This is a genomic window from Promicromonospora sp. MS192, assembly GCF_049532985.1.
In the GTDB taxonomy this organism is placed as follows: domain Bacteria; phylum Actinomycetota; class Actinomycetes; order Actinomycetales; family Cellulomonadaceae; genus Promicromonospora.
Genome location: NZ_CP186693.1, coordinates 4,463,958 through 4,489,450 on the forward strand (window position 1 = coordinate 4,463,958; position 25,493 = coordinate 4,489,450).

19 protein-coding genes are annotated in these 25,493 nt (G+C 73.5%); 3 read left to right on the top strand and 16 right to left on the bottom strand.

Annotated features, from left to right (window positions below; genetic code table 11):
• Positions 1–16 precede the first annotated feature (16 nt).
• Positions 17–958, top strand: a complete 942-nt coding sequence (locus ACO229_RS19975) for a phosphatase PAP2 family protein (protein WP_423462565.1) — start codon at positions 17–19, stop codon at positions 956–958.
• A gap of 51 nt (positions 959–1,009) precedes the next feature.
• Here ACO229_RS19975 and ACO229_RS19980 read toward each other — a convergent pair whose 3' ends face one another.
• From ACO229_RS19980 to ACO229_RS20010, 7 genes are all read right to left on the bottom strand, one after another.
• On the bottom strand, positions 1,010–2,467 hold the full coding sequence (locus ACO229_RS19980) for a S1 family peptidase (protein ID WP_397429513.1): 1,458 nt from the start codon (positions 2,465–2,467) through the stop codon (positions 1,010–1,012).
• Positions 2,468–2,631: 164 nt separating this feature from the next.
• Entirely contained in the window at positions 2,632–3,753 is a 1,122-nt protein-coding gene (locus tag ACO229_RS19985) for a S1 family peptidase (protein WP_397429512.1), read from the bottom strand.
• 198 nt (positions 3,754–3,951) lie between these two features.
• The gene (locus ACO229_RS19990) at positions 3,952–4,926 is read right to left on the bottom strand and encodes a LysR family transcriptional regulator (RefSeq protein ID WP_423462566.1); all 975 of its coding nucleotides are present in this window, start codon (positions 4,924–4,926) and stop codon (positions 3,952–3,954) included.
• A 118-nt stretch (positions 4,927–5,044) separates the two neighbouring features.
• Complete coding sequence (locus ACO229_RS19995; protein ID WP_397429511.1) at positions 5,045–6,628, bottom strand: DUF7059 domain-containing protein; 1,584 nt, start codon at positions 6,626–6,628, stop codon at positions 5,045–5,047.
• A 37-nt stretch (positions 6,629–6,665) separates the two neighbouring features.
• A complete protein-coding gene (locus ACO229_RS20000; protein WP_423462567.1) occupies positions 6,666–7,814 on the bottom strand; it encodes a hypothetical protein in 1,149 nt (382 codons plus the stop codon).
• Between the two features lie 79 nt (positions 7,815–7,893).
• Entirely contained in the window at positions 7,894–8,226 is a 333-nt protein-coding gene (locus ACO229_RS20005) for a CD225/dispanin family protein (RefSeq protein ID WP_397418164.1), read from the bottom strand.
• 67 nt (positions 8,227–8,293) lie between these two features.
• Complete coding sequence (locus tag ACO229_RS20010; RefSeq protein ID WP_423462568.1) at positions 8,294–9,913, bottom strand: M20/M25/M40 family metallo-hydrolase; 1,620 nt, start codon at positions 9,911–9,913, stop codon at positions 8,294–8,296.
• Between the two features lie 237 nt (positions 9,914–10,150).
• On the opposite strand from ACO229_RS20010, the gene ACO229_RS20015 reads away from it, so the two are divergent.
• Positions 10,151–10,735: a DinB family protein gene (locus ACO229_RS20015; RefSeq protein WP_397429508.1), complete on the top strand. Its 585-nt coding sequence runs from the start codon at positions 10,151–10,153 to the stop codon at positions 10,733–10,735.
• Between the two features lie 166 nt (positions 10,736–10,901).
• Here the strand turns inward: ACO229_RS20015 and ACO229_RS20020 are convergent, their stop codons facing one another.
• The 6 genes from ACO229_RS20020 to ACO229_RS20045 form a co-directional block, all read right to left on the bottom strand.
• On the bottom strand, positions 10,902–13,205 hold the full coding sequence (locus tag ACO229_RS20020; protein WP_423462569.1) for a sodium-translocating pyrophosphatase: 2,304 nt from the start codon (positions 13,203–13,205) through the stop codon (positions 10,902–10,904).
• A 202-nt stretch (positions 13,206–13,407) separates the two neighbouring features.
• Positions 13,408–14,169 carry an HAD family hydrolase gene (locus tag ACO229_RS20025; RefSeq protein ID WP_397418153.1) on the bottom strand — a complete coding sequence of 254 codons (762 nt, stop codon included), beginning with the start codon at positions 14,167–14,169 and terminating at the stop codon, positions 13,408–13,410.
• Positions 14,170–14,171: 2 nt separating this feature from the next.
• Positions 14,172–15,668, bottom strand: coding sequence for a helix-turn-helix domain-containing protein (locus ACO229_RS20030; RefSeq protein WP_397418151.1), 1,497 nt, complete (start codon positions 15,666–15,668; stop codon positions 14,172–14,174).
• Positions 15,669–16,089: 421 nt separating this feature from the next.
• Positions 16,090–17,424, bottom strand: coding sequence for a M18 family aminopeptidase (locus ACO229_RS20035; protein WP_397429507.1), 1,335 nt, complete (start codon positions 17,422–17,424; stop codon positions 16,090–16,092).
• A gap of 73 nt (positions 17,425–17,497) precedes the next feature.
• Positions 17,498–19,180, bottom strand: coding sequence for a hypothetical protein (locus ACO229_RS20040; RefSeq protein ID WP_423462570.1), 1,683 nt, complete (start codon positions 19,178–19,180; stop codon positions 17,498–17,500).
• Positions 19,177–19,755: a sigma-70 family RNA polymerase sigma factor gene (locus ACO229_RS20045; RefSeq protein WP_397429505.1), complete on the bottom strand. Its 579-nt coding sequence runs from the start codon at positions 19,753–19,755 to the stop codon at positions 19,177–19,179. The genes ACO229_RS20040 and ACO229_RS20045 overlap by 4 nt, the downstream gene beginning before the upstream one ends.
• Before the next feature lie 119 nt (positions 19,756–19,874).
• Here ACO229_RS20045 and ACO229_RS20050 point away from each other — a divergent pair, with 119 nt between their 5' ends.
• Positions 19,875–21,425, top strand: coding sequence for an oxygenase MpaB family protein (locus ACO229_RS20050; protein WP_423462571.1), 1,551 nt, complete (start codon positions 19,875–19,877; stop codon positions 21,423–21,425).
• A gap of 28 nt (positions 21,426–21,453) precedes the next feature.
• Here ACO229_RS20050 and ACO229_RS20055 read toward each other — a convergent pair whose 3' ends face one another.
• From ACO229_RS20055 to ACO229_RS20065, 3 genes are all read right to left on the bottom strand, one after another.
• The gene (locus ACO229_RS20055; protein WP_423462572.1) at positions 21,454–22,947 is read right to left on the bottom strand and encodes a hypothetical protein; all 1,494 of its coding nucleotides are present in this window, start codon (positions 22,945–22,947) and stop codon (positions 21,454–21,456) included.
• A gap of 264 nt (positions 22,948–23,211) precedes the next feature.
• Positions 23,212–24,909 carry a hypothetical protein gene (locus ACO229_RS20060; protein ID WP_423462573.1) on the bottom strand — a complete coding sequence of 566 codons (1,698 nt, stop codon included), beginning with the start codon at positions 24,907–24,909 and terminating at the stop codon, positions 23,212–23,214.
• Positions 24,906–25,448, bottom strand: a complete 543-nt coding sequence (locus ACO229_RS20065) for a sigma-70 family RNA polymerase sigma factor (RefSeq protein WP_397429501.1) — start codon at positions 25,446–25,448, stop codon at positions 24,906–24,908. Before ACO229_RS20065 ends, ACO229_RS20060 begins: the two co-directional genes overlap by 4 nt.
• Positions 25,449–25,493 lie beyond the last annotated feature (45 nt).

The window sequence follows — 25,493 nt, forward strand, 5'->3', positions numbered from 1 at the left end:
CCTCTACGGTGGCTCCATGACGGACCGTACCCTTCCGCCGCCGGGCGGACCGCGCCCGGCGCCCGCCGTCGCCAGCGGGCACCCGATGCCGGCGCGCGGGCCGAGGCTGCGGCCCCGGACCGGACCGCTCGTGACGGCCGCGGTGGTCGCCGTCCTGGCCGCCTGGGGCGTGTGGGCCACCTGGGACACCTTCGTCGTCTCGGGGCGGGGCCAGTACGCCGACCAGCTCGCGCTGGAGGGTGCGGCACGCGGCCAGGGTGTGCTCTGGGAGCTCGCCGAGCCGGTGCTCGGTGTGGTGTCCAACACGTTCGTGGGGCTCGGCCTGGCCGCCGCCGTCGTGCTCGCGCTGGTGCGCGGGCGCTGGTGGCTCGCGGCGCAGGTCGCCGTCCTGGTGGCCGGCTCGAACCTCACCACGCAGGTGCTCAAGCACGTGGTGCTCGACCGTCCGGCCCTGCTCGACGTCGCCCGCGCCGACGTGAACACGCTGCCGAGCGGGCACACGACCGTCGCCGCGTCGGTCGCGGCGGGCCTCCTGATCGCGGTGCCCCGGCGCTGGCGCCCGCTCGTCGCGGTGGCCGGCGCCGCCTACACGGGGGCCACGGGGGTGTCGACGCTCGTCGGGCAGTGGCACCGGCCGTCCGACGTCGTCGCCGCCGTCCTCGTGGTGCTCGCCTGGGGCGCCGGGGTCTGCGCCCTGAGCTCGTCCTCCTCGCTCGACGAGCCGCGCACCGGCACGGGGGCCGGGACGTCGGGCACCGCGGGGCTCCTGCTGCTCGGCGCGGCGGGGAGCGGCGTCCTCGCCGTCGGCGCGCTCGGGAGCGTGCGGGGCTACGGCTGGGGGCTGCCGCTGGGCGGCGACCTCACGGCCTACATGGGCGGCATGCTCGGGGTGACGGCGGTCACCCTGGCCTCGTTCGCGGCCCTCCTGCTGGTGCGCCAGTCCACGGCCCGGCCCTGACGTGCCGGGTGCGCGGGTCGGGACGACCCGCACACCCGGCACGTCATCCGGTCACGGGTTGGTCGACCAGCCACCCGTGTACGAGCCCGAGCCCGAGTACGCGTCCACGACCCAGCGGTAGGTCCCGGACGTGCCCGAGTAGGTCACGGTCTCGTCGGGCGACGCCGTGATGCCCTGCGCCACGGTGACCCACGAGCCGCTGCTGGACTTCTGCAGGTAGAGGTCGAAGTCCGTGCCGCTCGGGCCGTCGAGGCAGCCCGTGATGGTGCCGCTCAGCGCGGAGAACCCGGTGGTGCCCGGCTCCGCCGCCTGCCCGCCCGAGCTCAGCGAGCCGCTGAACGCCGACTCGTAGCCCGTGCAGCCGGCGGGCGGGGTGGTCCCGCCGCCGCCCGTGACCAGCGAGACGCCCGCGGCGCTGAGCGCCTCGTTCACCGGCTGGAAGTACGTGGTGCCACCGGAGGAGCAGTTGCCGCTGCCGCCGGAGGTCATGCCCTGGGCCTGCGTACCGGCCAGGAGCGAGCCGCCGGAGTCGCCCGGCTCGGCGCAGACGTTGGTGCGGATGAGGCCGGTCACGGTGCCCTCGGCGTAGGTGACCGAGGCGTTCAGGGCCTGGATGGTGCCACAGTGCCAGCCCGTGGTGGAGCCGGACCGGCAGACCGTGGCGCCGACGGCGGCCGCCGTCGAGCCCGCGACGTTGACGGTGCCGCCGCTGTAGTTGTTCACGGCGCCGACCGGGGTGTCGTCGCTGCCCGTGCTGACGTAGGCGTAGTCGTTGCCGGGGAACGAGGACACCTGGAAGGTACCGCTCGGCTGGCTGGTCGTGGCGCCGCGCGAGCCGCAGTGGCCCGCGGTGACGAAGCCTCCGGTGGCCGAGAAGCCGACCGAGCAGCGGGCGCCGCCGATGTAGTAGGCGTTGCCGCCGATCACGTTGATGAACGTGCGGGGCATCTCGGTCACCTCGACCACGGAGACGGCGCTCGCGGGGACGCCCGCGGCGCGCACGGCGGCGGAGACGGCACCCGTCGCGCCCTCGGCGACCTCCAGGACCACCGAGTTCGACTCGACGTCCACGTAGGCGCCCGCGACCTTCGCCTCCGGCGCGGCCCGGAAGGCCTGCGTGGCGAGCCGGTCGAGGCGGTCCAGGGACCGGCCGACGGTGACGGCGGTGGCACCGGCGGCACGGACCTCGGCGGCCCCGGCCTTGTCGGTCACGGCGACGAACAGCTCGTCGCCCTCGACCCATGCGCCCGCGTACCCCGAGTCGAGGGACTTCGCGATGGCGTGCTGCGTGGCGGACAGCGCCTCGTCGGTCCGGAGGCGGTCCACCGCCTCCGCCGTGCTGAGGCCGAGGTCGCGCTCCATGGCGGCGACCATGCCCGGCGCGTAGCCGGACGTCTCGGACTGGTCGGTTCCGGCCGCGGTGCCGGTGGTGGCGGCGGTGATGCTGGCGGCGAGGAGGGTCGCGGCGGCGGTGGCTACCGTGACGGCTCTGAAGGATGTGCGTCTCATGTCCAGCGACTCCTTGTCGTCGGGGCAATGGATTCACCCAGTGCCGGACAGCGTAGGGTCGCTTTCAGGTAACTCCCAGATACCGTTTAGGCCATATCGGGGGAATATGCGGACATGCCGAGATGCGGGTAGGGGAAGCCCCTACCCGCACCTCGACGGGCCGGTCAGTTGGTCAGCAGGTCCACCCCGGCGGCGCTCAGCACCTCACCGACGGGCTGGAAGAAGGTCTGGCCGCCGGAGGAGCAGTTGCCGCTGCCCCCGGAGGTCATGCCCTGGGCCTGCGAACCGGCGAGCAGCGAGCCGCCCGAGTCGCCCGGCTCCGCGCAGACGTCGGTCTGGATGAGGCCCGTGACGGTGCCCTCGGCGTAGTTCACCGTGGCGTTGAGCGCCTCGATGGTGCCGCAGTGCCAGCCGGTCGTGGAACCGGAGCGGCAGACGGACGCACCGACCGCGGCGGGCGTGGAGCCCTCGACGGCGACCGTGCCGCCGTTCCAGTCGTCCACCACGCCGACCGGGGTGTCCGAGTCGACCGAGACGTAGCTGTAGTCGCTGCCCGGGAACTCCGAGACCTCGAACGTGCCGGACGGCTCGCTGGCCGTCGAGCCCACCGAACCGCAGTGGCCGGCCGAGACGAACCCGCCGGTGACCGCGAAGCCGACCGAGCAGCGCGCGCTGCCGTCGATGAAGTACGCCTCGCCGCCGATCACGTCGGCGAAGGTCCGCGGACGCTCCGTGGCCTCGGTGAGCGACACGGCCGACGCCGGGACACCGGCCTCGGCGACGGCGGCCGCGACGTCCGCGGTGGCACCCTCGACCACGTCCACGACGATCTCGTTGGTCTCCACGTCCACGTGGTACGAGGTCACGTCGGAGGAGGACAGCGCGCCGTCCAGGTCCGCCGTCCAGGCGTCCAGCGCCGTCAGCGAGTTGTCGACGGTGACGGGGGTGGCCCCGGCCGCACGGACGGTGGCCGCCTCGGCGGCGTCGGTCACGGCCACGTGCAGCGCGTCCGCACCCTCGACCCAGGCGCCGCCGTACGAAGCACCGAGCGACTTCTCCAGGCTGTGCTGCGTGTCGGCCAGGGCCTCCTGGACCGCGAGCCGGTCCACGGCCTCGGCGGCGCTCAGGCCCAGGTCGCGCTCCATCGCGGCGACCAGGCCCGGCGCGTAGCCCGCGGCGGACCCCGCATCGGTGGAACCGGCGGCGGCGACGGCGTTGATGGTGCCGGCAAAGAGGCCCACGGTGGCGGTTGCCACGGCGACGCCCCGGAGGGAAGTGCGTCTCATCTCCAGCGACTCCTCGGGTCGAAGAGGGTGAAGTTCCACCCGCAGGTGATTTTTCACCCGCCCGCTCACCGTAGGAGGAGTTGGACGTCACGCCCAGATCACACTCAGGTCATACATATTTCCTATGGAGGGCAAACCACGTACGGGGTCAGCTCAGCCGTGTCGTGAATCGGCCGACCCTGCGGTGCCACCTTCGCCTCAGCCGAGCATCCCGTACATCGCCAGCCACTGCTCGTACTGCGGGCTGCGGCGCACGGCGTCGCGGTGGGCGCGGTGCGCGGCGCCCTCGACCGCCTCCACGTCCACGCGCAGGTCCGCGTCGTGCCGCCAGCCGAGGTAGTGGGTACGGCGCAGGGGCGCGCCCGCCAGCGGCACCGTCACGACTCCCGGCGGGTCGAGCTGGCCGGGCTCCACGAGCGCCACCGCACGGCCCGCCCGCACCTGGTCCACGGCGGTGGTCCACTCGGCCTCGCCCATGCCGCGGGGCGTGAACCCGGCGCGCACGCACGCCGACACGAAGCACTCCTCCAGGCAGCCGTGCGACGGCACGCAGAGCCACTGCTCCTCGGCCAGCTCGGCGAGCGAGACCTCGGGCTTGCCCGCGTACGGGTGGTGCTCGTCGATGAGCACGAACATCGGGTCGGTGCAGACCCGGGTCCAGGCGACCTCCACGGCGGCCGGCGGCGAGACGTCGGAGCACATGCCGACCAGCCCGACGTCGATGGTGCCGCGCGCGAGCCGGGACGCCACGTCGTCCGCCAGGTGGGGCATGGCGGTGGTGACCTGGGCGCCCGGGATCGCGATGTGCAGCTGGTTGACGAACAGCCCGCCCAGCGACGTGCCGGTGATGCCCACCCGCACCGTCTCCCCGCGCGCGACGTCGCCGTTGACGAGCCGTTCGGCGTCGTCCGCGAGGGCAGCCATGGCCGGCAGGAGCACCCGGGCGTGCCGGAGGATCAGCTCCCCGAGCTCGGTCGGGCGGGCACCGAACCGGTCGCGGACGAACACGGTGCCGCCCAACGACCGGTCGATGCGGTTGAGCTGCGCGGTCAACGCCGGCTGCGCGATGCCGAGAGCAGCGGCCGCCTTCGTGACGCTGCCCGACTCGGCAACAGCGACAACCATCCTCAAGTGCCGCATGTCGAGTTCCACACGTTGGAAAATAACTGTCATGTCCGCAGTTGTCTCGGTTTCGGCCAAGATTTATCGGCGGACACGCCTGACCGTTACGTCCCGGAAACGAGCGTCCCACCGCGGATCGGCCGGGTACGAGGGTTCCGACGACGGGCCGTCATCCCGCCAGGAAACCGTCCCGGACCAGGTCACGGACGGCCGGGAGCAGCTCTCCGGCCAGGGCGTCCGCGGGCACCTCGAACAGCGCCGCGAGCGCGCCGACGATCTGCCCCACCGTGAGCTCGCCGTCGCACGCGCCCACCAGTGCCGCCAACGGGCTCGACGCCTGGACGCCACGGCCCAGGCCGTCACCCTGCCGCAGGATCACGACGTTCGGGTCCGCCGCACCGGGGGTCAGGTACCGCTCCTCAGTGACGTCGGCGGCGGTGACCAGGCGGGCCGCGGCGAGCGTGGCGTCGTCGCGGGCCGCGAGCCAGTCGTGCCCCGCGAGGCTGCGCGCGATGTGCGCACCGAGCGGCTGGCGCACGGAGCCCGTGTGCTCCTCCAGGCGGCGCAGCGTGGGGCGCCCCGACTCCGGGCGCCGCAGGGTCACGATCCCGAAGCCCACCGCCTCGACGTCGCGGGTCGCGAAGTCGTCGAGCCACGCGCCGTACGCCGCCGCCCAGGCGTCCGGCTCGCGGTCGGGGGTGGTGCCGCCGTCGCGGATCCAGGTCTCGGCGTACTCGGCGGGGTCGAGCACCTCGCGCTGGATGATCCAGCCGTCCAGCCCCGCCTGGTCCAGCCAGGCGCCGACCCGCTCGGCCCAGGGCTCACCCCGCCGGTGCTCCCAGTTGCCGAGGAGCTGGGCCACGCCGCCCGGCGCCAGCACCCCGCCCACGCCGAGGACCAGGTCGCGGACCAGGTCGTCGCCCGCCCGGCCGCCGTCGCGGTACTCGTAGTCGCCCAGCGCGTCGGCGACGGCCCGTCCGGCGGCCCCCGCGTGCGGCGTGATGACGAACGGCGGGTTGGAGACCACGAGGTCGAACCGCTCCCCGGCCACCGGCTCCAGCATCGACCCCTGCCGCAGCTCGACGTCCACCCCGGACGGTGCGTTGAGGGCCACGTTCAGCCCCGCGAAGGCGAGCGCGCGCCGCGAGATGTCGGTGGCGACGACCCGCCGGGCGTGCCGGGCGGCATGCAGCGCCTGGATGCCGCACCCGGTGCCGAGGTCGAGCACCCGTCCGGTCGGCTCGCGCACGGTGACCTGCGCGAGCGTGAGCGACGCCCCGCCAGCGCCGAGCACGTGGTCGGTGGCGAGGCGGCCGCCCGTGGCCAGCTCGCCCAGGTCGGAGGCCAGCCACCAGCGGGCGTCGCCGACGGCGTCGACGGAGGAGTACGGACGCAGGTCCGCGACGGCGCGCACCTCGTCGTCATCCCCCGCGCCGCTGGTCGCGACCAGGCCGAGGCGCTCGGCGCCCGCCGTGCCGGTCGCGGGCAGCGCGCGGTCGAGCGCGGCGCGCGGCACGGGCAGGCCGAGGAGGAAGAGGGCGGCCAGGGTGGCACGCGGGTCGTGGTCGGACGGCGCGACGCCGGCGACCGCCCCGGCGACGGCGCGCCGGGCCGGCAACGGCTGCTCGCGGTGCAGTGCCGCGGCGGCGAGCGGTCCGAGGAGGTCCTCGACGCCGTCGACGTCGTAGGAGCTGGAACCCAGGTCGGCGCGGAGCGAGGCGACGAGGGCGGGGTCGGTCGAGGGAGGCTGCACGGGCCCATCCTGCCCGTACCCGCCGGTGCGGGTCGCGTCAGCCCTGGCAGTTGGACGCCACGTACTCCTGCACGCGCTGGGACGCGGCCACCATGGCCTGGGTGTCCAGCTCCTCCTGCGCGCCGCCGACGGCGGAGGTGACCGCCGGGCCGTCGTCGGCCTTCACCTTCTCGATGTTGTTCGCGACGGTCGAGTAGTACGTGAACGCCACGGCCCAGTCCTCGGCGATGGCCTCGGGCGGCGTCACGCCCTCCAGGGCGTTGCGGGCGTTGATGAATCCCTTGCGCAGGGTCTCGGGCTGGTCCTCCACCATCGCCGACTGCGCGTTGGCGGCCTGCGTCCACGCCATCTGGGTCTGGGCGCAGGACGCGGCGTCCGCGGCCGAGAGCGGGCCGCCGCCCGAGGACAGGCTCGTCACCCAGCCCGTGCCCAGACCCAGCAGGGCCGCGACGACACCCGCCGACACGAGCACCGTGGGCCGGTCCAGGAACGGGGGCAGACCACGACGCAGGGTCCTCTTGATGCGCTTCTGCTGCGCGGTGTCGAGACGGCCGCGGGGGCGCGTGGTCCCGGCGCCGGGCTTCGGGGTGGTCCGGCCGGCGGGGGCGTCCGCCGGGTCGGGCAGCACGTCCGGGCTCGCCGGGTCGACGTCCTCGGCCGGTGCGGGCGGCGGTACGTCGTCGACGTCGGCGACCGGCCCGACGTTCAGCGGGAAGCCGCCGGCGGGGGTGGGAGCGGCGTCGGCGTCGCTCTTGGGGGCGCCCTTGGCGCCGGAACGGGCGCCCTTGCCCTTGCTCCGCCCCCGGGCCTTGCCGCCCTTGCCGCCGGAGCTCTTGCCGCGGCCGCGTGCGACCGGCGGTTCCGTGACCGCGACGGGACCCCAGGGGTTCGCGTCGGACTCCCCCTCCGGGTCCGCGACGGCCGGTGCGGGGACGGGACCCCAGGGCGAGCCGCCGTCGTCGCCGGTCGCAGGCGCCTCGGTGGCCGTGACGGATGCGCTGCCCCACGGGCTGGGGGCAGGCTCCTTCGCCGCGAGGCCCTCGGCCCACTCCAGGGCGCTGGCGCCGGGTGCGGGATCGCCGGACGCGAGGCTCTCTGCCCAGGTGAGCGCGTTGGACGCAGGAGGCCCGCCGGCGCGGGACGCAGCACGACCACCCCGTGAGCCCTTGCGCCGTGTCGCACTCATAGCCGCGAACTTTACCCGCAACCTCTGGGAGGACAGGAAGGGCAATCGTGTGATACGTGGCGAAGGGCGGGTGAAGTTGCTACCGGTTCAGGTAGGTGATGCTCGACCAGAACACCACGAGCACCATGACGACGATGCCGATGGCGAGCGTGAGCAGACCCCAGTTGCGCGCACGCCGAGACGCTTTGCGTGCTTTGTCGTGTTGTTGCGCCTTCCAGAGGGCATTGACGCGCATCGCGCTGAAGAGCGCGACCAGTCCCGTGGGAAAGAAGCAGAAGATCGTCACCAGCACCGAGAACAGGAGGTACGTCCGCGGCGGGTACTGGAGCTGCGCCGGGTAGGTGTGGACGTTGACGTGCACGGGCGCACGCGACCCACCCGGTACCGTGGGCGGTACTGCGGAGCTGCTCATGGACGTCCCCCTCACCGATGTAAAGGGAGAACTTAGTCCAATTTCGGCGATTTGTTGAATGCCCAGGTCAGCCCGGGATCTTGCGCAGCACCTCACGATAGAAATGCACGCCGCGACCCAGGGAATCCACGCTCAGACGCTCGCCCGCACCGTGCACCGACTGCCGCTGCTCGGCGGTCAGCACGAACGGGCTGAACCGGTAGACGTGGTCGCTGATCGGGGTGAAGGTCCGCGCGTCGGACGAGGTGAGCTGCACGTAGGGCACCACGAGCGCGTCCGGGTACGCGGCGCCGACCGCCTCGCCCAGCAGCGCGAACTGCTGACCGTCGGACGGCGACACCTCGCTCGGCTCGCTGCTCGCCACGACCTCGATCTCGACCTGGTTGTCCCGGACCACCCGGCGCAGCCGCGCCACGGTCCGCTCCACCGTGTCACCGAGCGCGACCCGCACGTCGAGGCGCGCACGGGCGGACGACGCCGCGACGGTCGGTCCCACGCTGCCCTCGAGCTCGGTGACCGCCACCGTCGTGCGCACCGTGGCCGACGCCTCGGGGCCGCCCCGCGCGATCATCCGCGCGGCGACCGTGCGCAGCGGCCCGGAGGCGAGCCGGGTGGCCGTCCGCAGCAGCAGGCCGCGGAAACCCTTGGCGCCGGGCGAGACCCGCTCCAGCATGGTGACCGTGGGCGCACCGACGCGGGCGGCGAACCGGTACCGGCTCACGCGCGCCGCGGCGCGGGCGAGACGCCCGGTCGCGGTCTGCCGGCCCGGGGTCGCGGCATGGCCGCCGACGTCGGTCGTGTACAGGTTCACGCCGACCAGACCCTTCTCGGCGACACCGACCATCGCCACCTGGCGGTCGACGCCCGGGACGGCATCGGTCACGACCCCGCCGCCCCCGTCGAGCACGAGCCACGGGCGCACGCCCAGCTCGTACAGCCGCCGGACGGCGCGCTCCGCGGACTGCCCGTCGCTCTCCTGGTCCGCGCCGAAGAAGAGCCAGACGTCCCGCTCGGGCACGAAGCCGTCGCCGAGCAGCGTCTCCACGGCGTCGAGCACCGCGACCAGGCTGCCCTTGTCGTCGAGCGTGCCGCGGCCGTGCACGACGCCGTCCCGGATCTCGCCCGAGAACGGGTTGGTCGCCCAGTCGGCGCTCTGCACCGGCGCCACGTCCTGGTGCGCCATGAGGACCACCGGGAAGGGGTGCAGCACGTCCTCACGGCCCTTGCCGGGCCACCGGAACAGCAGGCCGTGCTCGCCCACCGGCTCGCTCTGCAGGGCGTGCACGCGGGGGTAGAACGTCGCCAGCGCGGCCCGGTGCCGGGCGAAGGCCTCGTGGTCGACGTCGTCCGGGTCCTCCGCCGACACCGTGGGGATCTGGACGAGCGAGGACAGGTGCGCGGCGGCGATGTGGCCTGCCGCGGTGTGGCCGTCGCCGTACGGCTCGGAGGACGTGAACGACGACCGGCCCGACCGGACGGGGAGCTCGGCGTCGGGCGCGGCCGGCTGCTCGGGCACCGTCTCCCGCTCCGGGGCGCGCTGCGCGGACCGGGTGCGGTCCGGCGTGCTCTCCCGGCCTGGCTCGGCCGGCGGTACGTCGGAGGGTGCGGGCCGCCGGGCCGCGGCCTTCGCGATCATCGCGGCCGTGACCTGAGGTATGGCCTCGGTCGGGTCGGTGTCGGCACTCACGGGACCTTCTCCTGCTCCGAGTCTGCCCTGAGGGGGCTCCTGCGTCGGCGTCCGCACCCTGCGTCCGCAGGGCGCTCGATAGCACAACACCGCAGACGATAGCGGTCGCAACGGGTTTTCCACATACCCCGGGTGAGGTGTATGCGTGTCCCATTTTGCCGGATACGGCCGCACTTCGCCCGACGGCGGTCGCATATTCCGTTGACCGGTCGCGGGCACGGACGTCCACTGGGCCACATGACAACGGAGCGCTGGAGCCAGGCCACCGTCTACCCCGACATGTGGGCGGACCCGGACGACGATCCGCGCGAGGCGCTGGCCAAGCCGGTGGGTGAGAAGGAGACCCTCTGGAACTACCTCAAGCACTACCGGATCACGCTGGAGATGAAGTGCGAGGGGCTCGACGCCGAGCAGATGGCCCGCCGGTCGGTGCCGCCGTCGACGCTCTCCCTGCTCGGGCTGGTGCGGCACCTGGCCAAGGTCGAGCGCGGGTGGTTCCAGGAGGTGCTGGCGGGTGGCGGCGAGGACCTGCCCCCGCTCTACCACGACCCGGCGCGGCCGGACGTCGACGTGGACTTCGAGGACGCGGTGGCCGATCCGGCCGTCGTGGCCCAGGCGTGGGAGGACTGGCGGCGCGAGGTGCGCGACGCCGACGCCTGGCTGGAGACGCTGCCCGAGGACGACCTGGGCCGGCTGGTGCCCCGGCGCGGGGACGAGATCCCGGTCCGCGACATCCTGGTGCACATGGTCGAGGAGTACGCACGGCACGTGGGGCACGCGGACCTGCTCCGCGAGTGCATCGACGGCCGGGTGGGCCAGTAGAGCCCCCAGTAGAGCCCGCAGACGGCGCACGAGTTCGGCCACATGCTGGCCCGCGACTGATGCGTTCGGTCGGTCGCACCGAGATCGGTCCATCGATGGACCGATCTCGGTGCAACCGACCGAACGCCGGCCAGGCCGTCGGGCAACCTACCGAACTGGCTGTGACCTAGACCGTGGCCGAGGCCCGGTCCTGCTCCGACTGCTGGGCCGCGTCCGTACGACCCGCGCGCACGCGGGACCAGATCACGGCGCCGAACGCCACGGCGGCGGCCACCAGCGCGATGCCGATCCGGAGGGCGTGGTTGGCGTCCTCGGGCACGCTGATCGCCACGACCGCCGGGGCGATCAGCAGCGCCACCAGGTTCATCACCTTGATGAGCGGGTTGATGGCCGGGCCCGCGGTGTCCTTGAACGGGTCGCCCACGGTGTCACCGATGACGGTCGCGGCGTGTGCGTCGGAACCCTTGCCGCCGAACTTGCCGTCCTCGACGATCTTCTTCGCGTTGTCCCAGGCCCCGCCCGAGTTGGCCAGGAAGATGGCCATGAGCACGCCCGAGCCGATCGCACCGGCCAGGAAGCCGGCCAGCGGCCCGACGCCGAGGCCGAAGCCCACCGCGATGGGCGCGAAGGCGGCCAGCAGACCCGGGGTGACCAGCTCGCGCAGCGAGTCGCGGGTGCAGATGTCCACGACCTTGCCGTACTCGGGGCGCTCGTCGAACGTCATGATGCCCGGGTGCTCGCGGAACTGGCGGCGCACCTCGAACACGATGGCGCCGGCCGCGCGCGTCACGGCGTCGATCGCGAGCCCGGAGAACAGGAACACGGTCGCGCCACCCAGGATCACGCCGACCAGGGTGACCGGCGAGATGATCTCGTAGCTGAGCATCGACGTCACCAGCCCGCCGCCGACGCTGCTGACCTGCGCCAGCGCGTGCGACACGGCGTCGGCGTACGAGCCGAACAGCGCGGTCGCGGCCAGCACGGCCGTGGCGATGGCGATGCCCTTGGTGATGGCCTTGGTGGTGTTGCCGACGGCGTCCAGGTCGGTGAGGATCTGCGCGCCCTCCTCGTCGACGTCGCCCGACATCTCGGCGATGCCCTGCGCGTTGTCGCTGACCGGCCCGAACGTGTCCATGGCGACGATGACGCCCACCGTGGTGAGCAGGCCGCAGCCGGCGAGGGCCACGAGGAACAGCGCGAGCGGCACCGAGCCGCCGGCCAGCAGGAACACGCCGCAGATCGCCGCGGCGATGATGCCGGCCGTGTACACGGCCGACTCGAAGCCCACGCCGATGCCGGAGAGCACCACGGTCGCCGCTCCGGTCCGCGAGGTCTCGGCCACGTGCAGCGTCGGCTTCTTGTCCGTGCCGGTGAAGTAGCCCGTCACCCACAGGATGACGCCCGCGAGCACCACGCCGATGAGCACGGCCAGCGCGGACACGACGCGCGGGTCGGCGGTCACCCCGGACAGGTCGGCGGTGCCGGGTACCTGGTCGAACGAGGACGGCAGGTACACGAAGGCCGCGATCCCGGCAAGCACGGCACCCACGACGGCAGAGATGTAGAAGCCGCGGTTGATCGCGGCGAGCCCGCTCTCGGACCCGCGCACCCGGGTGATGAACACGCCCAGCAGCGCGACGAACGCGCCGATCGCGGTGACGATCAGCGGGAACACGAGGCCCTCCTCGCCCATCGCGGCCTTGCCCAGGATGAGGGCGGCCACGAGGGTCACGGCGTAGGACTCGAAGAGGTCGGCCGCCATGCCGGCGCAGTCGCCGACGTTGTCGCCCACGTTGTCCGCGATGGTGGCCGCGTTGCGCGGGTCGTCCTCGGGGATGCCCTGCTCGACCTTGCCGACCAGGTCGGCGCCGACGTCGGCCGCCTTGGTGAAGATGCCGCCGCCGACGCGCATGAACATGGCGAGCAGCGCGGCGCCGAAGCCGAAGCCCTCCAGCACGGCGGGCGCGTCGACGTCGTACACGAGCACGACGAGCGCGGCGCCGAGCAGGCCCAGGCCCACCACGGACATGCCGACGACGCCGCCGGTGCGGAAGGCGATGCGGGCGCCCTCGGCCCGGCCGCCGGGCCGGGTCGCGGCCGAGGCGACGCGGACGTTGGCGCGCACCGCGAGCCACATGCCCAGGTAGCCGATCGCTGCGGAGAACCCGGCGCCGAACAGGAACGCGACGGAACGCCCGACCCGCACGCCCCCGTCCCCCGGCAGCAGGAAGAGCAGCGCGAACACGACCGCGGCGAACAGCACCAGGGTGCGCAGCTGCCGTCTCAGGTAGGCGGACGCGCCCTCCTGGACGGCCTGGCCGATGTCCTGCATCTTCGCGGTCCCATCAGGTGCGGCCAGCACCTGGCGGCGCAGCACGAAGGCGCACCCGAGGGCAGCGGCCGCGATGACGGCGATCACCGCCACCGTGGTGTAGCTCCCTGCGCCGAAAACAATGCCGTCTTCGAGCATCCGTCCTCCTCGACGAGCTCCGGAGGGTTCTCCCCCAGAAATGTGTGTACCCCCATGACCAGCACAAGGCTGATACGCCCCGCCGGCAACGTCGATGGCGGGAAGAAGCAGAGTCTACCCACATGTGACGGCAGTCACTATGTCGTCGAACGGTCGGTCCCGCACCTCGATCCGGTTGCATCCACCGGTTGTCCGGCGGGGCTCACCCGGGCTCGGTGCACCCCGTGAGCGCCCGGATCTCCTGGAGCAGACGCGCTGCGTCCGTGAGGTCCGGCAGCACGACGTCGGCGCCCGCCTCGGCGAGCCGGTCCGCCGGGGTGGTGCCCGAGGCCACGGCGATCACCCGCGCCCCGCCCTCGACCCCGGTGCGCACGTCCTCCAGGGAGTCGCCCACGACCACCGTCGTGGTGGCGTCGAAGCTCGTGGCGTACCGGTCGCGGGCGCGGCGCTGTGCGACCGCGACGAGAGCCGGCCGGTGCGCGTCGTCGGACGAGTACCCGCCCACCTCGGCGTCCACGTACCGGTCCATGCCGAAGACGCGGAGCTTGATCAGGGCGTTCGCCCGGAGGTTCCCGGTCACCACCGTCGCCACGAGGTCGGGCTCGGCGGCGACCGCCTTGAGGGCCTGCATCGCCCCCGGGAGCACGGTGCCGAGCCGGCGGACGTCCTCCGTGTGCGCCTCGAACCGGCGCGGCACGGCCTCCAGCATGCGGGGCAGGAGCTCGTCCGCCCGGGCCCCGCTCACGCCGTTGTCCTCCAGGAGGCCGCGGATCGCGAGCGGCATCGTGACGCCGGTGCCCTTGGCGGGGAGGCGTTCGGCGGGTCGTCCCACGACCTCGGCGAACGCCTCCCGGTAGGCCGTCCGATCCACCTCGCCCACGTAGACCAGCGTCCGGTCGATGTCCCAGAGCACGAGGGCCTTGGCCCCACCGGCCCGGGACGCACCGCGGGGGGTGGCCCGCACGGTCACGACGCGATTGCCGCGATCCGCTCGGTCAGCACGCGCGTCCCGGTACCCGACCGGCGGGTGGAGCCACCACGACGGAGGTCCGCCGACAGGTCCCGCAGGTGCTCGCGGAGACGGGCCGACTGCACCGTCTCCGCGATGGCGACGGCCTCCTCGCCCACGGCGCAGGCCGCGTCGAGGTCGCCGGCCCGGGCGTGCGCCTGGGCGGCACGGCTCAGGAACAGGCCGTGCGTGCGACGCTCGCCCGAGCGCTCCGCGTGGATCGCGTGGCCGAAGCTCTCGACCGCACGTGCCGTGTTGCCGAGGGCGAGGTGCGCCGACCCGGACTGGCCGTGGATCTCGCCCTCGTTCATCCAGTACAGCCAGTGCGGGTCGTCCTCGCCGCGGCCGCGGGCGCACAGCTCGGACGCCTCACCGAGGGCCCGGCGCGCCGCCTCGCCCTCGCCGGCGGCGGCGTGGCCGCGCGCCTGCCGGGTGAGCAGCGTCGCCGCCAGGTGGGGCGCGTCGAGCCGGGCGATCCGGCGCCGGCCCGCCTCGGCGGCGCGCACGGCGTCCCGCGGGTCGCCGCTGGAGTAGCCGTGGATCGCGAGGTACGACAGTGCCCCCGCGCCGAGCCGGTCGTCGGCCGCGGCGTGCGCCGCACGCAGGCCGGCGAGCATGTAGGCACGCGCCGCGTCCGGCCGCCCCGCGTCGAACGCGAACCAGCCCGCCTGGGTGGCGGTGTCGGCGGCGACGGCGGCGAGCTTGCGGCCCGTCACCTCGTCGTACGTGCTGCGCTCCAGCACCCGGACCACCAGGGCGAGATGAGCGCGGGCCAGGTCGGCCACCGCCCCGCTGCCCGAGCCCTTGTCCATGACCCGCAGCTCGTCGAGCGTGCCCTGCAGGTGCCCGCACAGCTCGAGCGACACCCGGGTGCCGGCCGAGGCGCGGCGCAGCGGCTCGGCCTGCTCGGCGTCCCAGCGCTGGATCATCGAGTTGAGCGCGATGCCCGACGCCGGACGCGGCGTCTCGTTCGCCGCGACCTCGCTCGTCGCCGTGGCGGTCACGGGGCCGTTGGCGTCGGCCGCCGGGCGGTCCGCACCGGTGTCGGCGGTGTGGGCGAGACGGAGCGCGCTCAGCATCCGGTCCGCCGTCCACGGCAGGACGGGGTCGGGCGCCGTCGGCGTCACCGACACCGGCGGGGCGGTGACCGGCCCGGACGCGACGGCACGTGCGGGGGCGGCGTCGGGCGCCGGGCTGATGCCCGGCAGCGGCAGCCGCACCAGGTCCGGCGGCGTGCCCAGCCCCGTGAGGAACTGGACCACTCGCGAGACGTCGGTGAGTCGGCGGTCACCGCACTCCAGCATCGACAGGTAGGACTGGCTCAGCCCGGTCAGGGCCGCGACGTCCTCCTGGCGCAGCGGGACGAGCTGGCGCACCATCCTGCTGACCTGGCCGAAGTCCCAGTCGGCGAGGGCTGACCGGACGGCTTCGTCCTGCCAGACACGGGTGGGCACGCTGGGCAGCGAGACCACGGGAACGGACTCGGTGCGCCGGCACGCGGCGCAGCGAGCTTCGGAGTTGTAACGGCTGAGAACACAGCCGCAGCGGGCGCAGGTGCGAACGGTGGCACGAGGCAACGGGGGCTCCTGAGGGTCCGGCATTTCTCTTTTGCCGAGTTCTCGGCTCGGATGACCACAGTGGTATCACCCTCCCGAGGTCCATGCATCCGGACGGTACTAGGTATTTTCTTCCATGCTGATGCCCACCTTCGCTGGAGAGTTTTCGCAGGTCAGGCGGATTGTTTCTTGGACAAACGTCCAACTCATGTCCGTATTGCACCCAATGTATACCTGGACAGAACCAACGGAAACCAGCGAAAGCGCAGGTCGCTCCGATTAACCCGGTTCTCCCCCGATCCGGGAGGATTCGACGCCGTCACCGGGCGAGGACGGCCTCCATCGCCCGCGTGAGGTACCACGGATCGACCACCGCGGTGAGCTCACGCGCCGAGTGCATCGACAAAATTGGTACCCCGACGTCCACGGTTCGGATGCCCAGACGGGTCGCCGAGATCGGTCCGATCGTCGATCCGCACGGCACCGCGTTGTTGGAGACGAACTCCTGGGTGGGCACGCCGGCCGTCGCACAGGCGGCCGCCCACACCGCCGCGCCGTGCGCGTCCGTCGCGTAGCGCTGGCTGGCGTTGATCTTGAGGATCGGGCCACCCCCGGCCACCGGGTGGTTGGCGGGATCGTGCCGCTCGGCGTAGTTCGGGTGCACCGCGTGCCCGACGTCGGACGACACGTGCAGCGACGCCGCGAACGCCTGCGCCTGCTCCTGGGGCCCCGCCCCCAGCGCGGTCGAGACGCGGACCAGCACGTCCTGCAGGAACGGCCCCGCCGCCCCCGAGCGCGACGCGCTGCCGATCTCCTCGTGGTCGAAGGCCGCGAACATCTCGACGCCGGTCCCGGATGCCCCCGAGGCGGCCCGGGCCAGCAGCGCCGTGAGCCCCGCGTGCGTGGACAGCAGGTTGTCCAGGCGGGCCGACGCGAACAGCGCCTGACCGGCGCCGAAGGCTCGGGCCGGCTGCGTCTCGGCCAGCACCACGTCGTACCCGCCGACCGCCGCCGGGTCGATGCCAGCGTCGGCCGCGAGCGCCGCCAGCACGTCGGCGCTCTCCGTGTCCCCGAGGCCCCACACGGGCTGGGTGTGCCGCTGCCGGTCGAGCGTGAGGCCGTTGTCGTTGACGCCACGGTCCAGGTGGATCGCGAGCTGGGGGATGCGCAGCATCGGTCCGGTGCGGACCAGGTGCTCGGTGCCGTCGAGCGTGACGAGCCGGCCGGCGAGCTCCAGCTCGCGGTCGAGCCAGGAGTTCAGCAGCGGCCCGCCGTACACCTCGACGCCCACCTGCCACCAGCCGCCCGGCCCGTGGGTGGTCGGCTTCGGCTTGAGCTTGAAGCCGGTGGAGTCGGTGTGCGCGCCCAGGATGGTGAAGGGGGTGGTGGGACCCGCGGCGTCGGGCACGGTGAAGGCGATGACGGAACCGTCCCGCACCACCACGTAGCGCCCGCCCGGGGCCACGTCCCACGCGGCGTCCTCCGTGAGGCGGGTGAAGCCCGCCGCCTCGGCGCGCCGGGCCGCCTCGGCGGCCGCGTGGTACGACGACGGCGACGCCGTCACGAACGTGCCCAGGTCCTCGGTGTGGCGGCGGGCCTCCTCGGGAACCTGGGACGCGGACGGCGGGGCGGGGGTGGTGTTCTGGTCCGTCATGCCGCCCATTATGTGTCGCCGTGCCGGGCGTGCAGGTCGCCCCGGGTGACCTGGACGCCCGGCGCGGCTGGGGTCAGTCGCCGGCCGGACCGGTGGTGTAGTACAGCCAGTCGCCGTCCGTGGTGATGCCGACCCGGGGACCGTGGTAGCCGTCCGCCCGCTGGGCGTCGGCCTGTCCCTGCGTGAGGACGCCGGCGGTCACCAGCTCCGCCCAGGCCTCGTCCGAGTCCCGGAACTCGTCGGTGACGACCCGTGGCCAGACAACGACCGCGTCCGGGGCGCCCCCCTCGGGGAACGCAGGTGTGGTGTTGCTCACCAGGGCGGCCAGCCGGAGGTAGCGGCCAGGGTCGGACTCCGGCAGCGCGAACGTCTCCTCCGGGGTCTGGGTACCGGACATCAGCTCCACCCCGTGCTGCTTCGCCAACGCGACCAACGCCTCGGAGTTGCAGACCTGGGCGAGCACCATGATGTTCCCGGCGGTCGCCGAGGTGCTCTGGGTCAGGTCGTCGAGCCCGGCCGCGTAGTCCGGCTCGAAGCCGGTCGCCGAGCACTCGGGCAGGCCGTCCCCGTCGGCGGGCGTCTCCGGTTCGAGCGAGATCCACAGCCGGGCGACGTCGTCGGACACGTTCGGCACCCGGATGTCGATGGTCTCCCCGCTCCGGTGCTCGGACAGCACCCCGACCGCCGACCCGGCCTCGTCCCCGTCGCAGGTGATCGAGGTGGCCTCGAGCACCTCCCCGGTGGAGGGCAGGATCAGCTCGGCCCGGACGACCGTCTCGGGATCCGCGCCGGCGCACCGGCCGATGACCCGCATCGGGGTGTCCGACGAGAAGTCACGCTGCGTCATGTCGGCGGTGAACCAGTCGGTGCTGCGGTCCAGCTCGAACCGCGAGACCTGTCCCTGCGCAGGTTCCGGGAACTCGACCGCCGACCCGCCCGGGTGCGGTTCGCCCGGGCTGTGCGCACCGGCCGCGTCGAGACGGACCGGTACCGGGTCGCTCACCACGGTCGCCCGGCTGCCGGAGGCGACCTGCGGGAACGCGACCACCCGCACCTCGTAGTCGCCGTGGGGCAGGGGTGTCTCGTGCTGGAGGTCTCCGCCGTACGAGCCCGGCACGCACGTGGTCATCGAGCTGCCCCGGGCCGTGATGGTGTCCCGACCCGTGCCGACCAGCGGATCCGCCTGTCCGTCCCATCCCTCGAAGACGTTCGGCCCGAGGTCCAGCACCACACCGTCCTTGCTCCACACCAGCACGGGCGGGGCGTCGAGCGAACCCTCCCCCTGCTCGTACGTGGTCGCCATGCCCCAGACGCGCGACGAGTCGCCCCGCAGCTCCGCCGAGTGCGCGTAGATGTCACCGGCCGGGGCCACGGACCACCCGGGCGCCGTGCTCTCCAGGTCTGCCACCGGCATGCCGCACGTCAGGTCGCTCCAGCCGAGCCACGGCGGCTGGTAGCCCTCCTGCACCTCGAAGTCCGGCGTGGCCGGCAGCAGCTCCGCCGCGTCCGGCGGCGCGAGCTGCGCCGCCCCCAGCACCAGGGCGCCCGCCAGGGCGAGGGCTCCGCCGCCCAGGCCGCCGAGCTTCGCCGTCCGACGCCGCCGCACCCGGCTGCTCATCGCGGGCACCGCGGCCGCCGGCCCGGTCGGTGACGCGGGGTCCACCCCGCCGGCCAGCGCGCCGAGCGTCCGCGTCAGCAGGTCCGTGCCCTCAGGGTCCACCCAGCCGTGGTCGGGCCCGTCGTCGTACCGGTTCATCGTCCTGTCCTCTCCGCCGGGAGCACTCCGGCCGGTTCCAGCACGTCCCGCAGGACGTTCAGCGCGTCATGGAGGTGGCGCTTGACGGTGCCCGGGGCGTTCCCCAGCCGTTCCGCCACCTGGTCGATGGACATGTCCTCGAAGTAGCGCAGCACCACGCACGCACGCTGCCGCGGCGAGAGCCGGGCGAGCGCCTGCACGACGTCCGCCCGGGCGGTGATGCCCGAGTCCGGGAACCGCACGTGGTCGTCCACCGCGATCCGGGGCTCGATGTCGGCCCACCTCTTCCTGCGGCGCCAGCCGTCCAGGTAGAGGTTCAGCACCATGCGTCGCACGTACGCCTCCGCGTGGACCACCGGCCTGTCCCCGGTCTCGTCCAGCGGCACCGTGCGCATGCCCGGCGTGCTCCGGCCTCGGCGCCCGCCCGGCCGTACCAGGCGGGAGCAGTACCGCACCAGCGCCTCCTGCACCAGGTCCTCGGCCTGCCGGACGTCGCCGCACAGCGTGTAGGCGTACCCGACGAGCACACCGCCGCGCTGCATGGCGAGCGTCTCCAGCTCTTCGTGCCAGCCCATTGCCGGCTCCTTCCTGCCGTCTTGACCGTGTCGACGAACCAGGCCGCCGGGAGGTTGTGGGGTATCGGTCTCCAGGTGTCCGATGTTCTTGCCGCGGCCGGACGGTTCAGGATGGTGGCATGGCCGACGCTGTGGACAACCATGTGGACAACGGCGCTTACCCGCGACGGTTCCGCTCCGCCGAGGCCCGCGGCAGGCGCATCGGCCGGCCGCTGCGCCTGCTCGGCCGCGTGCGCGGCGTGGACGAGGCGCTCCTGGACCGGATCGGCCGCGCGTTCTTCGAGCAGGACGACGCCGGCGCCGCGCTCGCCGCCGCGATGCGGCTCCCTCCGGGCGATCCGGACAGGGTGACTCGCGCACAGCTGACCGCTTCCCTGGCGCACCCGGACCTTGACGCCGTGGTCGGTCCGTTGCGTGGTGCCCGGATCGGTCCTGTGCACGGTGCCGGGAGCGAGATCGGTTCCTTGCACGATCCCCAGCGCGAGACCGGTCCCCTGCACGATCCCCAGCGCGAGACCGGTCCCCTGCACGATCCCCAGCGCGAGTTCGGTCGGTTGCCTCGAGATCGGTCCATCGATGGACCGATCTCGAGGCAACCGACCGAACTCGACGCGCGTGCGCAGCAGGTGACCGAATCCGGAGCCCAGGACACACCCCCAGCACACCCAGCAGACCCAGCACACCCAGCAGACCAGCGGCCGACGGCGCTGCAGAGCTTCCTCGCCGCGGTCACCGCCGTGCCCGACTGGGTGGACTGGGAACTCATGGACGAGGGCGCCGCCGTGCTGCGCCGGCTCGGGCAGAACGCCGCGGACGTGCTGCTGCAGCTCTCGCTCGTGGGCGGGTACCGGTTCGGCGGGCCGACGGACCTGTTGGTCGCGACCGGGGCCCTGACCGGCGACACCCTGCGCCGCCTCGCGGACACGCAGGAGTGGACGGTCGGTCTGTCGGAGCCCGGAGCGCTGCGGGTCGGCGGTCCGGCGTGGCGGGCCACCGTGCGGGTGCGGGTGATGCACGCGCTGGTCGGCGCGTCGTTCACGGGCGACGAGGCATCGCCCGGACCGGCCGCTCGCCCCTGGGACACGGCCCGCTGGGGCCTCCCGGTCAACCAGGCCGACCAGGCCGCGACGCTCGGGCTGTTCGACGGCACCGTCGTCCTCGGCTGCCGGGCGCTCGGGGTACCCGTCCCGCCGTCGGACAGCCGGGCCCTCATGCACCTGTGGAAGTGGGTGGGGCACCTGCTCGGCGTGCACCCCGACTTCCTCGTCGACGACGAGTGGGCGCGGCACCGCCTCAACCATCACGTGCTGCTCGCACAGGCCGGGGTGTCCGACGCCGGGCCGCTCCTCGCCCAGGCCCTCGTCACCGCCCAGGCCGACCGCACCTACCCCGGTCCCGTCTGGTGGCAGCCGTGGCGGGCCGGGTACGAGCGGGAGCGGCTGCTGTCGATGCTCACGGCGTTCCTCGGGGTGCGCAGCATGCGCGAGCTCGGGCTGCCGTTGCGCCCGCCGTGGGCGCACGCGTACCTGGTGCCGCTCAACACGTGGCGGTACCGCGTGCGGGGACGCGGCGCTCGCGGCCGGGCGCGGCTCGACCGGTGGGGGCGACGCCGCAGCGACCGGATCCTGGCGAGCTACCAGACGTGCCGGACGCCCAGGTCACGCGGGTGACCTGGGCGTCCGGCACATGGTTGCGGGATCAGTCGGTGGAGGAGTAGTACCGCCACGTCCCGTTCTCGGCGATGCCCACCACCATGCCGGTGTAGCCGAACGTCTCGTCGGCACGCTGGGCGTCGGCCTGCTCCTGGGTGAGGATGCCGGCGTCCACGACCTCCTGCCACGCCTCGTCGGAGTCACGGAACTCCTGGGTGGCGACGCGCGGCCAGACGACGGTCTGGTTGGCCGGGTCCCCGCCCGCGACGGCGGGCCGGGTGCTGCCCAGCAGCGCAACCAGGCTCCGGTAGTGCTCCACACCTTCGGCCTCGGGCAGGGCGAACGTCTGCTCCGGGGTCTCGGTGCCGAACATGAGCTCGGTGCCCGAGTCCGCGGCCAGCGCGACCAGTGCCTCGGAGTCGCAGTCGAGCGCGGCGGTCACGATCGACGCCGCGGCCGCTGCCGCGCCCTCGGTCGGCGCGTTGCCGTCCGGGTAGAGCGGCGTCATGCCGGTCGCCGAGCACTCACCGGCCGGGCCGCCGGGCGTGGCCGACGCGAGGGTGAACGAGGCGCGGGCGACGCCGTCGGGCACGCGCGGCAGCCGCAGGTCCACGACCTCCTCGCCGCCCGCCAGGACGCCGACCTCCGAGCCGGCCTCGAACCCGTCGCAGGTGACCTGCGTGGACGCCAGCACCTCACCGGTCGAGGGCAGCACGACCTCGACCGGGAGCAGGTCCTCCGGGTCGGAGCTCTCACAGATGCCCTCGATCCGCATCGGGGTGTCGGACGAGTAGCCGCGCTGCGTCTGCCCCGCGGTGACCCACTCGGTGGACCGGTCGAGGTCGAAGCGCGTGATCTCGCCGTCGAGCTGGTCCACGGGAGCGGTCGCCGCGTCGCCGCCGCGATCACCGACCGGGCTGTGCGCGCCGTCGGCGTCGATGCGGACCGGCACCGGCTTGCTCACCACGGTGTCCCACCGGCCGGACCGCGTCTCCGGGAAGGCGACCACCCGTACCTCGTAGTCCCCCTCGGGCAGCGGGGTCTGGAAGCGGTCGCCCGTCTCCGTCTCCGTCGGCACGCAGGTGCTGTACGCAGCAGCCTGGGCCTCGATGGCGCCCCGCCCCGCGCCGAGCAGCGGCTCGGACTGCGGACCGGGCCCGTCGAAGACGTTCGGCCCCAGGTCCACGACCACGCCGTCCTGGCTCCACACCAGCACGGGCGTGACGTCGAGCGAGCCCCGCCCCTCGCGCACCTTCGCCGCCATGCTCCACGACGTGGTCGGGTCGCCACCGAAGTCGGACGTGCGGCCGTAGACGTCACCGGCGGCCCGGGCGGACCAGCCGCGCGCCGACGAGCGCAGGTCGGCGTCGGACATCCCGCAGGTCAGATCGGTCCAGTCGAGCCAGGAGGGCTGGTAGCCGTCCAGGATCGGCACGTCGGTGGCGGCCGACGGCGCGGCGGCGTCCGCCTGGTCCGGTGCCGCGAGCTGGGCGGCACCGAACGCGAGCACGCCCGCCAGGGCGATCGCGCCACCGCTCATCCCGCCCAACCTCGCGGTCCGACGGCGGCGCGCTTGCCGGCTCGTCGCCGTCACGGTCTGAGCGGTCCCGGCCTCGCCGAGGTGTTCGTCGTACTGATACATCGCAGGTCTCCGTTCGTCGTCGCCGTTCCTGCCTTCATCCCCCATGACGCTCCACCCGGGCCCGTCGTTGGGGTGCCGGCTGCTCGTTCTTCGACCGGCGCATGACAAACGCCCAGGTCACCGAGGTGACCTGGGCGTCTGGCACGGTGCCGGCGCGGAGTGCTACTCGTCGGCGGAGTAGTAGCTCCAGGTACCGTCCGGGTCGATGGCGATGGTCATGCCCGTGTAGCCGAACGTCTCGTCGGCACGCTGCCCGTCGGCCTGTTCCTGCGTGAGCAGGCCTGCGGCCACGACCTCGTCCCAGGCCGCGTCGTCGTCACGGAACTCGTCGCTCACGACACGCGGCCACCGCACGACGCCGGTCTCGGCGTCGGCCGCGCCGGTCGTCCCGGCCAGCAGGGCGACCAGCGTCCGGTAGTGCTGCGTGTCGTCAGGCAGGGCGAAGGTCTGCTCCGCCGTCTCGGTGCCGAACATGAGCTCCGTGCCGTGCTGGTTCGCCAGCTCGACGAGCTGGTCGGAGTCGCACGCCAGCGCGGCGTCCACGATGGTCTGCGCAGTGGCCCCGACGGCCTGGCTCGGCGCGCTCGCCAGGTCGTACCGCAGGGTCATGCCGCTGGCGGAGCAGTCGCCCGCCGCCTCGCCGCCGGTTCCCGGGGCGAGGGTCGCCCAGAAGCGGGCGACGCCGTCCGGCACGCTCGTGAGGCGGATGTCGTACGACTCCTCGCCACCGCCGACGACGTCCTCCGACTCGAACGTGGTGCCGTCGCAGGGCACCGTGCCGGACGCGATCGGCTCCGCAGCCGACGCCTGCGTGACCTCGTACCGGACCACGTCCGCCGGGTTCGTGCTCTCGCACTCGGCGGTGATCCGCGGTACACCGACGGTCACGTACCCGGTCCAGGTCATGTCCGCCGTGACCCAGTCCGTGCTGCGGTCGAGCACGAACCGCGACAGCTCGCCCTCGGCGGGTTCCGGCGGCTCGATGGTCGCCGGGCCGCCGCGCGTACCCGTCGCGGTGTGTGCGCCGTCGGCGTCGAGACGAACGTCCACCGGCTCGCTCACCGCCGTCGCCCACTGGCCCGGGGTGACCTCGGGGAAGGCGAGGACCCGGACCTCGTAGTCGCCCTCGGGCAGCGAGGTCTCGAAGAGGTCCCCCGCGGGGCCGTCCGAGGGCGCGCACATCGTGTACGCGCCGCTCTGTGCCTCGACGGCCCCGTTCCCGGCGCCGAGCAGCGGGTCGCCCGGGACGGTTCCCTCGAACACGTTCGTCCCCAGGTCCACCACCACGCCGTCCTGGCTCCACACCAGGACCGGTGAGACGCCGAGCGAACCGCCCTCGACCGTCGCGCCCATGTGCCAGGTCGGCACCGCCTCGCCGCCGAAGTCTGATGTCCGGGCGTAGATGTCCCCCGCCGACGCCACCGACCACCCGGTCGCCGTCGTCCGCAGGTCCTCCACGGGCATGCCGCACTCCAACCCCGCACCGAGGTCCCGGATCCACGACGGTTGGTACCCGTCCTCGATCACGCTCGTCGCGGCCGGCCCGCTCGGCGCGGGGTCCGGCGCCTGGGTCGGGTTCGCCGAACCGTCCGGCGTCGAGACCCGGGTCGGGTCCCCCGGCAGCACCGGCTCCGACGTGTTCCACACGGGCGACTGCGTCACGCCGAACGCGAGCACTCCCGCCACCACCAGGCTGGCACCGGCGAGGCTGCCGACCTTGACGGCCCGGCGGCGTCGTACGCGGTCACGCACCACTCCGAACGAGACATGCAGGTCGTCCGCCTCCCCACCGGGCATCGCGTCGGCCGCCCCCCGGAGCGCGCCGCTCAGGAAGTCGTTGTTCAGGTCGTCGTGGCTCATCGGGCGGCCCTCCCCTCGGCAGGTCGGAAGTCATCGGGGCGCAGGATCTCCTGCAGGTTCCTGGTCGCGTCGGACAGGTACCGCTTGACGGTGCCCTGGGCGGTGCCCAGCGCCTCGGCGATCTGCGGCACCGTCATGTCCTCGAAGTAGCGCAGCACCACGCAGGCGCGCTCGCGGGCCCCGAGCCGGGCGAGCGCGCTCATCACGTCGGCCTTCGCCGTGGCCGCCTGGTCCGCACCGCGGGTGCTGGGGTCGTCGGCCAGCAGGTGCTTGATCCCGGCCCAGCGCTGCCGCTTGCGGTAGCCGTCCAGGTAGATGGTGAGGATCGCGCGCCGCACGTACCCCTCCACGTTGGTGAACGGGGAGTCCAGGTCGTGCGCCCGGCTGCCGGCCGCCACGCCCACCGCGCCGCCGCGGCCGGGGCGGCGCAGCCGCGAGTACACCTTCACCAGGGCGTCCTGGACCAGGTCCTCGGCGAGCGCGCGGTCGCCGGAGAGCATGTAGGCGTAGCGGACCAGGGCGCCGCCCCGGTTTCGCATGAGCTCATCGAGCTCGCCTTCCCATGCCGCCATACCCACCCCCCG

Coding starts and splice junctions, on each gene's coding strand:
- ACO229_RS19975 (WP_423462565.1), top strand. CDS start 17: ATGACGGACCGTACCCTTCCGCCGCCGGGCGGACCGCGCCCGGCGCCC.
- ACO229_RS19980 (WP_397429513.1), bottom strand. CDS start 2,467: ATGAGACGCACATCCTTCAGAGCCGTCACGGTAGCCACCGCCGCCGCG.
- ACO229_RS19985 (WP_397429512.1), bottom strand. CDS start 3,753: ATGAGACGCACTTCCCTCCGGGGCGTCGCCGTGGCAACCGCCACCGTG.
- ACO229_RS19990 (WP_423462566.1), bottom strand. CDS start 4,926: ATGACAGTTATTTTCCAACGTGTGGAACTCGACATGCGGCACTTGAGG.
- ACO229_RS20000 (WP_423462567.1), bottom strand. CDS start 7,814: ATGAGTGCGACACGGCGCAAGGGCTCACGGGGTGGTCGTGCTGCGTCC.
- ACO229_RS20005 (WP_397418164.1), bottom strand. CDS start 8,226: ATGAGCAGCTCCGCAGTACCGCCCACGGTACCGGGTGGGTCGCGTGCG.
- ACO229_RS20015 (WP_397429508.1), top strand. CDS start 10,151: ATGACAACGGAGCGCTGGAGCCAGGCCACCGTCTACCCCGACATGTGG.
- ACO229_RS20020 (WP_423462569.1), bottom strand. CDS start 13,205: ATGCTCGAAGACGGCATTGTTTTCGGCGCAGGGAGCTACACCACGGTG.
- ACO229_RS20035 (WP_397429507.1), bottom strand. CDS start 17,424: ATGACGGACCAGAACACCACCCCCGCCCCGCCGTCCGCGTCCCAGGTT.
- ACO229_RS20040 (WP_423462570.1), bottom strand. CDS start 19,180: ATGAACCGGTACGACGACGGGCCCGACCACGGCTGGGTGGACCCTGAG.
- ACO229_RS20045 (WP_397429505.1), bottom strand. CDS start 19,755: ATGGGCTGGCACGAAGAGCTGGAGACGCTCGCCATGCAGCGCGGCGGT.
- ACO229_RS20050 (WP_423462571.1), top strand. CDS start 19,875: ATGGCCGACGCTGTGGACAACCATGTGGACAACGGCGCTTACCCGCGA.
- ACO229_RS20055 (WP_423462572.1), bottom strand. CDS start 22,947: ATGAGCGGTGGCGCGATCGCCCTGGCGGGCGTGCTCGCGTTCGGTGCC.
- ACO229_RS20060 (WP_423462573.1), bottom strand. CDS start 24,909: ATGAGCCACGACGACCTGAACAACGACTTCCTGAGCGGCGCGCTCCGG.
- ACO229_RS20065 (WP_397429501.1), bottom strand. CDS start 25,448: ATGCGAAACCGGGGCGGCGCCCTGGTCCGCTACGCCTACATGCTCTCC.